Here is a 12,806-nt window from a genome sequence, read left to right as displayed (position 1 = left end):
GTGCGCGGGAGCCGCCCCACCCGCGGTCCGGGAGCCCGTCCGGGCCGTGGGAGACTTGCGGGTGTGAGTGCCAACCAGGGCCCCGCGGGCCAGCAGCCGACCGCCACGTACGACTCCGCGTTCCTCCGGGCCTGCCGGCGCGAGCCGGTGCCGCACACGCCGGTGTGGTTCATGCGGCAGGCCGGGCGCTCGCTGCCGGAGTACCTGAAGGTGCGCGAGGGCATCCCGATGCTCGAGTCCTGCATGCGGCCGGAACTGGTCACCGAGATCACGCTCCAGCCGGTCCGCCGGCACGGCGTGGACGCCGCCATCTACTTCAGCGACATCGTGGTCCCGCTGAAGGCCATCGGCATCGACCTCGACATCAAGCCGGGCGTCGGCCCCGTCGTGGAGAACCCGATCCGCACCCGCGCGGACCTGGACCGGCTGCGCGAGCTGACCCCCGAGGACGTCACCTACGTCAGCGAGGCCATCGGCCTGCTCACCCGCGAGCTGGGCGCCACCCCGCTGATCGGCTTCGCCGGGGCCCCGTTCACCCTCGCGAGCTACCTCGTGGAGGGCGGCCCGTCCCGCAACCACGAGCACACCAAGGCCCTCATGTACGGCGACCCGCAGCTGTGGGCCGACCTCCTGGACCGGCTCTCCGGCATCACCGCCGCGTTCCTGAAGGTGCAGATCGAGGCGGGCGCGAGCGCCGTGCAGCTCTTCGACTCCTGGGTGGGCGCCCTCTCGCCCGCGGACTACCGCCGCTCGGTGCTGCCCGCCTCCCGCAAGGTCTTCGACGCGGTCGCCGGGTACGGCGTGCCGCGCATCCACTTCGGCGTCGGCACCGGCGAACTGCTCGGGCCGATGGGCGAGGCCGGCGCGGACGTCGTCGGCGTCGACTGGCGCGTGCCGATGGACGAGGCGGCCCGCCGGGTCGGCCCCGGCAAGGCGCTCCAGGGCAATCTGGACCCCGCCGTCCTCTTCTCCACCCCGCAGGCCGTGGAGGCGAAGGCGGCCGAGGTCCTGGAGGCGGCGGCGGGCCTGGAGGGCCACGTCTTCAACCTGGGCCACGGCGTCCTGCCCACCACCGACCCCGACGCGCTGACCCGCCTCGTGGAGTACGTCCACACGCGCACCGCCCGCTGACCCCCCGCCCGCCCGACGGCGTTCAGGAAGGGCTCACCGCCGTCTCCGCGTCCGCCGCGCCCTCCAGTACGGCCGCGGCGACCAGCGGGAACAGCAGCTCGCCCGCAGCCGCAAGCCGGCGCACCGGCACGACCCGGCGCAGCGCCCCCGGCGCCAGCGTGGCCAGCGCCTGCCGGGCCGCGGGACGCGCGAGGTCCGGGAAGCCGCCGAGGTCGCGGGTCACCACGCCCAGGGCGTAGGCGGTGGTCCACACCTCGGCGAGCAGCACGTCGCTGACCCGCTCGTGGATCAACTCCCGGTGCGGAACGCCCTCCAGCGCCCGGCGCAGCGCCGCGACGACCCGCTCGCGCCCGATGCCCCGCTCCAGCAGCGCCTCCTCGGCCGGCACCCGGCGCCAGCCGCCGGGGCTCGCCGGGTCGCGCAGGTGGACCACGGCCAGCTGCTCCCACCAGCAGAAGTACGGCACCGCGCGCATCGCGGGCAGCACGGTGCCGCCGGGATCGCCGGCCGGGGCGAGGCAGGCGGCGCTGCGCGGGCCCATCACGTCGTTGCCGACGAGGCTGGGCGGGTTGGCGTGGTCGACCGGGCCGGCCACCGGGACGACGCGGTCGACGTCGTGGAGGTAGTCGAGCAGGGTGACGTCGTCGGTCGCGTCGGGTGCGGCCTTCGCGGCGGCGTACTCCTCGAACCCCCGGGCCAGCGAGGCGGGCAGCACCAGCGCGACGGACGGCAGGTAGTCGTCGACCACGGGAGCCCAGGCGTGGCCGAGCAGCGCCGCGGCCCGGACCGCGTTGGCGGTGCGCGAACCCCACTCGGTGAAGAGGCTGATGGCGTCCCGCGGCCGGGCGGCGGCCAGCGCGGCGACGGTGTCCGCGAAGTCCGGGGAGAGCACGGCGTCGTCCTGGAGCACCAGGTGGTGGGTGGCGTCGGGGGAGACGGACCGCCAGGCCAGGCGGGCGGTCCGCAGCGCCGACGGCGGGCCCAGCGGTTCCGGGTCGGTGACGACCCGCGCGGCGAGGGCGGGATGCGCCTCGCCCAGTACCTCGGCCGCCGCCCGCCGCCGCGGGTGGGCCATGATCACGGTGGACAGGCGGGGGCCGGAACGGTGCGGTGTCATCCTCGGGTCCTTCTCGCGGGCTTCGGGGGGGGCGGGGCGAGGACGGCAGCGGGACCGGCGAGCGGATCGCCCGTGCACGTCGGTGCCCCGGGCCGGGCGCGGGCCGCCGTCCGGTGGTACGGGGGCGGCGCCCGCTGCTTCAACGGCCCTTCGACGGCGGCGCGGTGTGGGGTCCCGTCACCGTGGACCGGTGAGGATCTCGGCGGCGGCCGTCCCGGACGCCGCGCTCGCGCCGTGGGTGAAGACGTGGGCCGTCCCGCCGGTGGTGGTGCCCGGCAGGCCCATCTCGACCACGATCGCGTCGGGGCGGGCGCTGGTCAGGCCGGTCACCGCCCGGCTCATCCAGGGGTGCCGGGCGGCGTCGCGGGCGACGACCACCAGGGGGCGTCCCACGGCGGGTGCGAGCGCGCGCTCCTCCAGCACGGCCGGTCCCTCGCGCAGCTCCTCGGCGCGCAGCCGCACCGACGTCGTCCCGGGCAGCCGCTCGCGCAGCGGGGCGGCCACTCCCCACGGGGTCTCGCTGCCGATCGCCATGTTGGTCACCGGGGCCAGCTCGACGACGTGCGGGGCGGCGGTCAGCGGCAGCGCCTCGCGTGCCGCCCCGGTCACCCGGACGGCGCGGCGGGCGGCGAGGTGGCCGATCCCGTCGGCCGCCGCGTCGCTGCCGCCCGCCGCGCCCCCGGCATCCTCCGCCGTCGCCCGCAGCGCCGCCGACCAGCCGGCGAACTCCCTTACCCGGCCCGCCGCCTCGGCCAGCCGCTCCTCGGGCAGCTCACCGGCGGCGACCGCGGCGGCCAGCGCCTTCACCAGCAGCTCGGTGGTGGCCTCCTCGGCGCTCTCGCCGCCCACGCAGATCGCGTCCACCCCGGCGGCCACGGCCTTCACGGTCGCTCCGTCGATGCCGTACCGGCGGGTGACGGCGCCCATCTCGATGGCGTCGCTCACCACCAGTCCGTCGAAGCCCAGTTCGCCGCGGAGCAGGTCCCGCAGGATGGTCCGGCTGAGGGTGGCCGGCAGGTCGGGGTCGTAGGCGGGTACGAGCAGGTGGCCGCTCATCACCGCGCGCACCCCGGCCGCGAGGGCCGCCCGGAACGGGGGCAGCGCCTGGGCCGCGATCTCGTCCCGTCCGGCGCCGTAGGCCGGCAGGTCGTGGTGCGAGTCGACGGCGACGTCCCCGTGGCCGGGGAAGTGCTTGGCGCAGGCGGCGACGCCGGAGGACTGGAGGCCCCGGACCCACGCGGCGGTGTGCCGGGAGACCACGTCGGGGCCGGAGCCGAAGGAGCGCACGCCGATGATCGGGTTGTCCGGGTTGGAGTTGACGTCCGCGCTCGGCGCGTAGTCCAGGCTCACCCCGGCGGCGCGCAACTCCCGGCCCAGGTCGGCGGCGACGGCCTCGGTCAGCTCCGGGTCGTCGACCGTGCCGAGCGCGAGGTTGCCGGGCCGGGACGATCCGGTGGCCGACTCGATGCGGGTGACGTCGCCCGCCTCCTCGTCGATCGCGACGATCAGGTCCGGGTTCTCCGCGCGCAGCCGCGCGGTGAGCCGGGCGACCTGCTCGGCGGAGACGATGTTCCGCGAGAAGAGCACCACCGAGGCCAGGCCGTCACCGATGTCGCGGAGCACCCAGTCGGGCGCCTCGGTGCCGACGAAACCCGGCTGGAGGACGGAGAGCGCGAGCCTGCGCAGCTCGCCGTTGTGCTTGCTGGAGGCCATCGGACGCGCCTTTCGGTGACGAATCTTGGTATAGACCAAGGAGGTGCGCGTTCAGGTTAACCAGACGTGTCAAGAGGGCTGTCACCGAACTCGGAAGTAACAACTGACCTCGTCGGAGCGGGTGTTGACACTCTCCCTTGGTCTAGTCCATTGTGAGGCGCAAGTTCGGCAAGGGACACATGGGACACCAGTTTCCGCGCCGGGCTCCTGCCGCGGCCGGGCTGCGAAGACCGCCCGCGACGCCTCCCGTACGACGACTTCCGTGACGACCACCCCGGACGAGACGACCATCCCGGACGAGGGCGCGGACCGGGCCACCCCCTGAACCGGGCGAGCCCCGTCCGTCCGAGCCGCCCTCGTCGCCCCGCTCCGCCCTCCGGACGCGAGCGGGCCCCGCTGCCCCCACCGACCTCATGTGCGACGGCCCGACCTCCGTCGCACACACCGCCGTTGCCCGCACGGTGCGACGGCGAGGATCTGGAGCACCACATGGCGACGCCCGATTCCTTTCTCCACCGAGCCCCGTCGGACATCCCCTACTTCAGCGCGGACGCCGACACCTACCTGGCCCGCACCCAGCTGCGCGACCTGGAGAAGACCCGCCCGCTGCGGGTGCTCTCCGAGGACGACTTCGCGCACTGGCAGACGTACGGCTACGTCGTGGTCAAGGAGGCGATACCCGCCTCGTCCGCGCGCCGGCTGCTCGACTTCGCCTGGGAGTTCCAGGGCCTCGACCCGGACCGCCCCGACACCTGGTACCAGGAGCGCGAGTTCCGCTCCGACCTCGACCGCGAACTGCACATCTACGGCTTCGTCGAGGCCTACCAGCACCAGCTCATCTGGGACAGCAGGCAGGCCCAGCGGGTGTACGACGCCTTCGTGGACGTGTGGGACTGCGAGGAGCTGTGGGTCACCCTGGACCGGCTCAACCTCAACCCGCCCAACACCGGCAACCGCGACCGCGCCCTCATCGACAAGCCCGACCGCGGCTTCGACATCGAGCTGCACTGGGACGTCGACACCACCCTCGGCGTCCTGCCGCAGCGGGTGCAGGGCATCATCGCCCTCAACGACACCAAGCCCGACCACGGCGGCTTCCAGTGCTGCCCCGAGCTGTTCCGCCGCTTCGACCGCTGGAAGGCGCTCCAGCCCGAGGGCCGCGACCCGATCAGGCCCGCGATCGACCGCGAGGACATGCCCGTCGTACGGCCCGACCTGGAGGCCGGCGACCTGCTCATCTGGAACGGCCTGCTCGCCCACGGAGTGGCGCCCAACGTCTCCGGCGACGGCGTGCGCGCCGTCCAGTACCTCTCGATGATGCCCGCGCTGGAGAGCCACCGCCGGCTGCGCGACTCCCGCGTCGACTCCTGGCGCAACCTCACCACGCCCGACTGGAACGCCACCCTCCTCGGCGACGCCCACCGCCACGAGTCCGAGCGCTACGGGGCCGCCGAACTGACCGAACTCGGCGCGAAGCTGCTGGGCCTGACGTCCTGGCACGGCGGCGACGCCGGCACGGACCGGGCGAGCGACGAGTCCACCGGGGACGCGGCATGCGCAGCATCTGCCTGACCCTCCCCACCAACCGGCACTGCCCGGACACCATCGCGGCACTCGGCGAGGAGGCGGCGTACGCGGCCGACCACTTCGACGTCGACGTGCACCTCCTGGTCCTGGACTCCAGCGCGCCCGAGGACCGCGCCGCCCACGCCGAGGCCCTGCGGCGACTGGCCCCGCACCCCCGGATCACGGCCCACCACCTCGACGAGGACGTCCAGCGCGACTTCCTGGAGCGGGTCACGGCACGCTCCGGCAGCGCCAAGCCCGAGCTGCTCCTCGACCTCATGCTGCCCGACGGCGTGTCCTACGGCGCCTGCACCAACCGCGCCTTCCTGGTCGCGGCGGCCCTCGGCTGCGAGTCCGTCCACCGCAGGGACTCCGACAGCCGCTACCAGAGCGTGGACGGCGACACCGTCTTCCCCGTCCACCACGAGCTGCTGTCCCTCGGCAGGCGCGCCGCCGACGCGGAGCCCGGCGTCACCGAGTCCGACCTCGCCGACGGCCCGCGCGAGCGGCGGGTCGCCATGGTGGGTGGCTCCTTCGTGGGCGAACTCTCCGTCGACATCGCCCGGATACGCGACGCAGACCCCGGCGTCTACCACGACGTGGTCTCCCTGTGGGCGCCGGAGGACTGGACCCCGGAGCGGAAACGGGACCTGGTCGAGGAGTCCTTCGCGGGCGCCGGCACCGAGCCCTTCACGGCGGACCACTCGCTGCTGACCGTGGTGGACCCGATGCGGGTCGACATGTGCAACATCGCCTTCCACGGCGAGACGGTCGGCGAGCGCGTACCGCTGCCGCCCGCCCGCGACACCATCGGCAGCGACTACTTCCTCATCCACCTCGTGCACGACGCCCGGCTGCCCGGCGTGCTGCACAACCGCCACATCGTCAACTACTACACCGGTGAACGGCGGACCGGCCCGGGCTTCCTCGCCTACCAGACCCGCTTCGCCAAGTTCCTGCTGTCGATGCTGTACTTCCACTTCGTCTACGACCGCATGGCCGAGGCCGGCGACACGCTCCTGGACGAGCACGGCCGGGCCCGCCCCGCCGCCGTGGCCGCCCTCGCCCGCGAGAGCACCGGCCTGGACACCGCGGAGAACGTCCGCAGGCTCGACGCCCTCGACACCGCCTACCGGCGCCTGGGCGGCCCGTACGCCGACTTCGCCGACCTGCTGGCCGGCCGGCGCGAACGGCTCCTCGACGAGGCGCGCGGCGACATGGCGGACTTCGCCCTGCTGACCGAGGCATGGCAGGGGCTGGTCGCCGCCGCCAAGACCACGCCCCCGGTCCGGCCGCCGGCGGCGTCGCGGTGAGCGCCGTCGCCGGCCCCGCGCCGGGCGCGCTCCTCGGCGCGCCCCTGGCCGCCGCGCTCGCCGCCGCCACCGAGGACCGGATCGTCTACGACCTGGCCGGCATCGAGGAGCGGCACGACACCCTGCGCCGGGAACTGCCCGGCGTCGAGGTGCGGTTCGCGATGAAGGCCTGCCCGCTCGACGAGGTGCTCACCGCCCTCGCCCGGCGCGGGGCGGGCGCCGACGCGGCCGGCCCCGGCGAGGTCGAGCAGGCGCTGCGGGCCGGGGTGCCGGTCGCCCGGATCCACTACGGCAACACCGTGAAGTCCGACCGGAACATCGCCGACGCCCACCGGCTCGGCATCCGCACCTTCGCCACCGACAGCGTCCAGGACGTCGCCGCGCTGGCCGTCCACGCCCCGGGCGCCCGCGTCTTCTGCCGGGTGGCGACCGCGGGCACGGGCGCCGTGTGGGGACTCAGCGACAAGTTCGGCTGCTCGCCCGACGACGCCGTCCGCGTCATGGAGCACGCGCGGGACGCGGGCCTGGTCCCGGCCGGCCTGTCCGTGCACGTCGGCTCCCAGCAGATGACCGGCGAGGCCTGGCACGCCGCCGTCGAGGACCTGGGCGAGGTCCTGCGCCGCCTGGACCGGCGCGGCATCCGCGTCGACCACGTCAACCTCGGCGGCGGACTGCCCGCCCTCGGCTACCGCGACCGGCGCGGCACCCCCCTCGACCCACCCCTGGACAAGATCTTCGCGGTGATCCGGGAGGGCACCGACGAACTCCGGCGGATCCACGGCGGACCGCTGGACTTCGTCATCGAACCCGGCCGCCACCTCGTCGCCGACCACGGCGCCATCCGCGCGCACGTCGCCCGCCTCACCGAGCGCCGGGGAGCCGACGGCGAACGGCGGCACTGGCTCTACCTGAGCTGCGGCAAGTTCAACGGCCTCTACGAGATGGACGGCCTCCAGTACAGGCTCGTCTTCCCGACCCACTCCGGCGGCCCCACCGTTCGCGCCGTCGTCGCCGGACCCACCTGCGACAGCGACGACGCCTACTCCCACGAGGAGGGACTGGTGCCCGTCCCGGCGGCCCTGGCCTCGGGCGACCCGGTCTGGATCCTCTCCTCGGGCGCCTACGCGACCAGCTACACGACCGTGGGCTTCAACGGCTTCGCCCCGCTCCCGCACACCTGGGCGGACCGCGCCGGAGAGGGCCGGCGCCGATGACCGACACCGTGCGCGTACGTCCCCTCGCCGACCGGGACTGGGACGCCGTCGTCGCGCTGGAGCGGGACGCCTACACCGGGCTCGGCCTCTCGGAGGGCCGGGCCGCGCTGGAGTCACGGGCCGCCGCGTCGCCGGACACCTGCTTCGTCGTGGACGTCGGCGCCCGCACCGCCGGGTACCTCCTGGCCCTGCCGTACCCGCCGCACCGCTACCCCGACCTGGCACGGGCGGAGGAGGCCGCGACGGCGTTCCCGGCCGGCAACCTCCACCTGCACGACATCGTCGTGGCGCCGGGCCTGCGCCGCAGGGGGCTGGCCCGCCACCTCCTGCACCACCTGACCGGCACCGCCCGCAGCCGCGGCGACGAGCGAATCTCCCTGGTCGCCGTGGGCGGCACCGAGCGGTTCTGGTCGGCGCGCGGCTTCACGGCCGAACCGGGGGTGGTGCCCGAGGGCGCCTACGGCGGCGCGGCCGTCTACATGTCCAAGCCGGTCCCGGCCCACTCCGCCGGTCCGTCCCACTCCCCGGCACCGTCCCTGCGCGAAGTGAGCTGATGCGCGTGTCCCGTCTCCACGACCCCTTCCTGCGCGGCCAGTTGGCGATCGCCGCGCTGTTCCTCTCCCTCGGCTTCCAGTACGCCACCTGGGCCGCCCGGATCCCGGCGATCAAGGCCGACCTGGACCTGAGCGCGGCCGAGGTGGGGGTGCTCCTGATGGCCGCCGGGGTCGGCGCGGCGGTGTCCTTCCCGGCGGTGGCGTGGCTGATGCGCCGCCTCGGCTCGCGGCGGCTCGGCCTCCTCTCCCAGCTCGGCCTCGCCCTGCTGCTGCTCGCGCTCGCGGCGGCCCCCAACTACCCGGTGGCCCTGCTCGTGATGTGCGCCGACGGCGTCCTGGTCGGCTGCCTGAACGTCGCCATGAACGCGCAGGGCTCCGCCCTGGAGACACGGCACGAACGCAACACCATGGCGAAGCTCCACGCGACCTTCTCCGCTGGATCGCTGCTCGCCGCCCTGCTCGCCTCCGGCATGACCGCCGCGACCGGCTCCGTCGCCGCGCACTTCGGCGTGGCCGTCGCCCTCCTCGCCGCCCTGGGCGCCTTGGCCCGGACGGGGCTCCTCGACGACGAGGCCCCGGCGGCCGCGGCCGGCGTCGCCGGCACGGAAGCAGCCGGCGAGAAGCCGGTCCGCCGCCGCTGGACCCTCCCCTCCACCCTGACCCTGTGGATGTGCTGCGCCATGGTCTTCGGCACGGTCGCCGAGGGCGCCATGAACGACTGGTCCGCCCTCTACCTCGAGGACGTCGCCGAGGCGTCGGCCGAACTGGCCCCGCTGGGCATCGCGGTGGTCTCCGGGATGATGGTCGTCGCCCGCCTCTTCGCCGACGGCTGGCGGGCCCGCTGGGGCGACGGCCGGGTCGTGCTGCTGGGCAGCGCGGTCGCCGCCACCGGCCTCGCCCTCGCCCTGGTCAGCGGCGGTGTCGCCCCGGCCCTCGCGGGCTTCGCCTGCATGGGCCTCGGCATCGCCGCGGTGACCCCCTGCGTCTACGCCGCCGCCGCCCGCCAGGGCTCGGACGCGCTGACCCTGGTCGCCGCCATGGGCACCACCGGCCTGCTCGCCGGACCGCCGCTCATCGGCTTCATCGCCGGCGCGAGCAGCCTCGCCTGGGGCATGGGCGCCGTCGCCGCGTCCGCGGGCGCCGTCGCCCTGTGCAGCACCCGCATCCGCTGGACCCCGGCACCGGCCGTGCCGGACGAGGCCGCCACCCCCGCCTGACCGAGCGCCCTGCCCCGCCCGCCCCTTGAACGCCCCCGGCCGCGTGTACGTATGCCCTCACAACCGCCCGCGGCCCGGGGAAGGCGGACGCGGGGACGACGTGAGGATCAGGCGATGAACGAACGGCTCACACCGGCGCCGGCGATGCACGCCCTGCCCGACGGGGAGGCCGAGGTCGCCCTCGTGCTGCGCCTGCCCTGGGAGGACGTGGCCAGGCTCGGCCAGGAGGCCGGGCGGCTGGCCGCGCAGATGCAGCGTCCGGTGACGCTGGACGAGGCGGTCAGCCACCGGCTGCGCTCCGCGCGTCCCGCGGCGACACACGCCAGGCCGGCCGGTGAACAGCCGCCCGCGGTGTCCGCGTCGGCAGCCGCCCCGGCCTCGGTGTCGTCACTGCCCGCCCGGCCCCCGGCCGAACAGGCCCGACAGGCCATCGACCGGATCAACGGCACCGCCTAGCCCCGCGGCGCCGGAGTCAGCCGCGCTGCTCCTCCACCACCCGCGCGGTCTTGCGCGCGGCGACCAGGACGGGGTCCCACACCGGGGAGAAGGGCGGCGCGTACCCCAGGTCCAGGGCCGTCATCCGGTCCACCGTCATCCCGGCCGTGAGGGCCACCGCGGCGATGTCGACGCGCTTGCCCGCGCCCTCGCGGCCGACGATCTGCACGCCGAGCAGCCGCCCGGTGCGCCGCTCGGCCAGCATCTTCACGGTCATGGGGGAGGAGTCGGGGTAGTACCCGGCGCGGCTGGTGGACTCGATCGTCGCGGTCACGAACCGCAGCCCCGCCCGCAGCGCGTCCTTCTCGCGCAGTCCGGTGCGCGCGATCTCCAGGTCGCAGACCTTGCTGACCGCCGTGCCCACCACGCCGGGGAAGGTGGCGTAACCCCCGCCCGCGTTGGTGCCGATGACCTGGCCGTGCTTGTTGGCGTGCGTGCCCAGCGGGATGTGCCGCCGCTGCCCGGAGACCAGGTCGAGCACCTCCACGCAGTCCCCGCCCGCCCAGATGTCCTCGTGCCCCCGGACCCGCATGCCGAGGTCGGTGAGCAGCCCGCCGTGCTCGCCGAGCGGCAGCCCCGCGGCCCGGGCGAGCGCGGTCTCGGGGCGCACGCCGATGCCGAGCACCACCACGTCCGCCGGGTACTCGGCGTCCTCGGTGGCCACCGCCCGGACCCGGCCGTCGTCCCCGGTGAGCACCTTGGTGACCTCGGCGTCGTTCACCATGGTGATGCCGAGGCCCTCCATGGCCTCGTGCACCATGCGGCCCATGTCCGGGTCCAGCGTCGACATCGGCTCCCGGCCGCGGTTGACGACCGTCACCTCGTAGCCGCGGTTGATCAGCGCCTCGGCCATCTCCACGCCGATGTACCCGGCACCGACGACCACCGCGCGCCGGCCACGGGTGCCGGTGAGCGTGTCGAGCAGCGCCTGACCGTCGTCCAGGGTCTGCACCCCGTGCACGCCGGGCGCGTCGACGCCCGGCAGCTCGGGGCGGATCGGCCGCGCACCGGTGGCGATCACGAGCTTGTCGTACGGCGTCCAGGACTCCGCCCCGGAATCGAGGTCTCGCGCGCGCACCCGCCGGCCGGCCACGTCGATCTGGGTGACCTCGGTGCGCATCCGCAGGTCGATGTCCCGGGCGCGGTGCTCCTCGGGCGTGCGGGCGATCAGCTCGTCCCGGCCGGCCACGTCGCCGCCGACCCAGTAGGGGATGCCGCACGCCGAGTACGAGCTGAAGTGGCCGCGCTCGAACGCCACGATCTCCAGTTCGTCCGGGCCCCTCAGCCGACGGGCCTGCGACGCCGCGGACATCCCCGCGGCGTCACCGCCGATCACGACCAGTCGCTCTCTCGTACCGCCCGCAGCACTCATGTTCATGCGAACACGCTACGCGGACGGGGCATTTCAGTCCCGCGCGCCCGGCTCCTCCCCGCGCGCCACGGGGGCCGCCACCGGTGCCGTACGGCGCGGCAGCCTGGGCCGCACCACCCGCAGCCACACCAGCACCAGCAGCGCCGCCACGACGGCGAACGGCAGCACCGCGCCGAGGGCCACCGCCAGCCAGCGCAGCATCGTCACGAAGGCGTCCCAGCCGGCGGCCAGCGCGTCCGTGAACCCGGGGTCGTCGTCCTCGGCGGCCTCGTCGGCCGGCGTCTCGGACAGGGAGAGGGTGATGGTGGCCAGGCTGGTGCGGTCCTTCAGGGAAGCCTGCTGGGCCAGCAGCGCCTCCAGTTCGGTCTGCCGGGAACTCAGCTCGCCCTCCAGCGTCACCACGTCGCTCAGCTTCGTCGCCCGGTCCATCAGCTCCCGCACCCGGGCCACGCTGGCCCGCTGCGACTTGATCCGGCTCTCCACGTCGACGACCTGGTCGGTGACGTCCTGCGCCTTCGCGCCCCGGTGCAGCAGCTTCCCGGCACCCTCCAGGCCGTCGAGGACGTCCTGGTAGGCGTCGACGGGCACGCGCAGCTCCAGCCGGGTGCGTTCGCGGCCGTCCTCGTCCCGGCTGGTGTCCTCGTCGCCCACGTAGCCGCCCGCGTTCTCGACGGTGGCGCGGGCCTCGGCCAGGGCCTTCGGCACGTCCTCGACCTGGACGGTCAGCGCGGCGGTGCGGATGATGTGGGTCGCGGCGGCCTTCGGCGGCGCGGTCGCCCTGGCACCGGAGGCCTCGCCGCCCGCCGCGCCCGGCCGGTCGTCGGCCGCCGGGGGAGCGGCCTCCTTGGCCGCGCCGGCCGCGCTGTCCGCGCCGGAGTCACCGCCCCCGGAGCTGCATCCGGTCAGCGCGAGAGCCCCGGCCATCAGGACGGCGGCAAGCGCCGGAAGCGGTCGTGGGAAGGATGATGTGCGCACAGGGACCCCCGGGATCGTCGGCAGGACTGACGCTCCTACGACGCGGGGACCGGCCCGCGGGTCGGCGCGGAACGGTCCCGAACAGGTCACGGTACGGACTCGCGCGCCCCGGACACGACCCCGGCCCGGCGTCGGCCTC

The 12,806-nt window shown here is 75.0% G+C and carries 11 protein-coding genes; 7 read left to right on the top strand and 4 right to left on the bottom strand.

Annotated elements, in window-relative coordinates; genetic code table 11:
- The first annotated feature begins 63 nt into the window (after positions 1 to 63).
- A complete protein-coding gene (gene hemE, locus IE108_RS22660; protein WP_064730329.1) occupies positions 64 to 1,131 on the top strand; it encodes a uroporphyrinogen decarboxylase in 1,068 nt (355 codons plus the stop codon).
- A 22-nt stretch (positions 1,132 to 1,153) separates the two neighbouring features.
- Here the strand turns inward: hemE and IE108_RS22655 are convergent, their stop codons facing one another.
- Both IE108_RS22655 and IE108_RS22650 read right to left on the bottom strand, forming a co-directional pair.
- Positions 1,154 to 2,248 carry a hypothetical protein gene (locus tag IE108_RS22655; protein WP_064730330.1) on the bottom strand — a complete coding sequence of 365 codons (1,095 nt, stop codon included), beginning with the start codon at positions 2,246 to 2,248 and terminating at the stop codon, positions 1,154 to 1,156.
- Positions 2,249 to 2,425: 177 nt separating this feature from the next.
- Entirely contained in the window at positions 2,426 to 3,961 is a 1,536-nt protein-coding gene (locus tag IE108_RS22650) for a glycoside hydrolase family 3 protein (RefSeq protein ID WP_064730331.1), read from the bottom strand.
- A 489-nt stretch (positions 3,962 to 4,450) separates the two neighbouring features.
- On the opposite strand from IE108_RS22650, the gene IE108_RS22645 reads away from it, so the two are divergent.
- From IE108_RS22645 to IE108_RS22620, 6 genes are all read left to right on the top strand, one after another.
- On the top strand, positions 4,451 to 5,533 hold the full coding sequence (locus IE108_RS22645) for a phytanoyl-CoA dioxygenase family protein (protein ID WP_064730332.1): 1,083 nt from the start codon (positions 4,451 to 4,453) through the stop codon (positions 5,531 to 5,533).
- On the top strand, positions 5,515 to 6,840 hold the full coding sequence (locus IE108_RS22640) for a DUF6271 family protein (RefSeq protein WP_064730333.1): 1,326 nt from the start codon (positions 5,515 to 5,517) through the stop codon (positions 6,838 to 6,840). Before IE108_RS22645 ends, IE108_RS22640 begins: the two co-directional genes overlap by 19 nt.
- Positions 6,837 to 8,054 carry a type III PLP-dependent enzyme gene (locus IE108_RS22635; protein ID WP_064732009.1) on the top strand — a complete coding sequence of 406 codons (1,218 nt, stop codon included), beginning with the start codon at positions 6,837 to 6,839 and terminating at the stop codon, positions 8,052 to 8,054. Before IE108_RS22640 ends, IE108_RS22635 begins: the two co-directional genes overlap by 4 nt.
- Positions 8,051 to 8,608, top strand: a complete 558-nt coding sequence (locus IE108_RS22630; RefSeq protein ID WP_107420307.1) for a GNAT family N-acetyltransferase — start codon at positions 8,051 to 8,053, stop codon at positions 8,606 to 8,608. The genes IE108_RS22635 and IE108_RS22630 overlap by 4 nt, the downstream gene beginning before the upstream one ends.
- Positions 8,608 to 9,825 (top strand): MFS transporter, encoded by a 1,218-nt coding sequence (locus tag IE108_RS22625; protein ID WP_189397740.1) that lies wholly within the window; start codon positions 8,608 to 8,610, stop codon positions 9,823 to 9,825. Before IE108_RS22630 ends, IE108_RS22625 begins: the two co-directional genes overlap by 1 nt.
- Before the next feature lie 114 nt (positions 9,826 to 9,939).
- Positions 9,940 to 10,281: a hypothetical protein gene (locus IE108_RS22620; RefSeq protein ID WP_064730334.1), complete on the top strand. Its 342-nt coding sequence runs from the start codon at positions 9,940 to 9,942 to the stop codon at positions 10,279 to 10,281.
- 16 nt (positions 10,282 to 10,297) lie between these two features.
- Here the strand turns inward: IE108_RS22620 and IE108_RS22615 are convergent, their stop codons facing one another.
- Entirely contained in the window at positions 10,298 to 11,698 is a 1,401-nt protein-coding gene (locus IE108_RS22615; protein ID WP_064730335.1) for an FAD-dependent oxidoreductase, read from the bottom strand.
- A 27-nt stretch (positions 11,699 to 11,725) separates the two neighbouring features.
- Entirely contained in the window at positions 11,726 to 12,616 is an 891-nt protein-coding gene (locus tag IE108_RS22610; RefSeq protein ID WP_079163696.1) for a DUF4349 domain-containing protein, read from the bottom strand.
- Between the last annotated feature and the right edge of the window lie 190 nt (positions 12,617 to 12,806).

The sequence above is a fragment of the Streptomyces parvulus genome (assembly GCF_014648855.1).
Taxonomy (GTDB): domain Bacteria; phylum Actinomycetota; class Actinomycetes; order Streptomycetales; family Streptomycetaceae; genus Streptomyces; species Streptomyces parvulus.
Note: the sequence above shows the minus strand (reverse complement) of the source record. Positions and strands in the feature narration are given on the sequence as shown.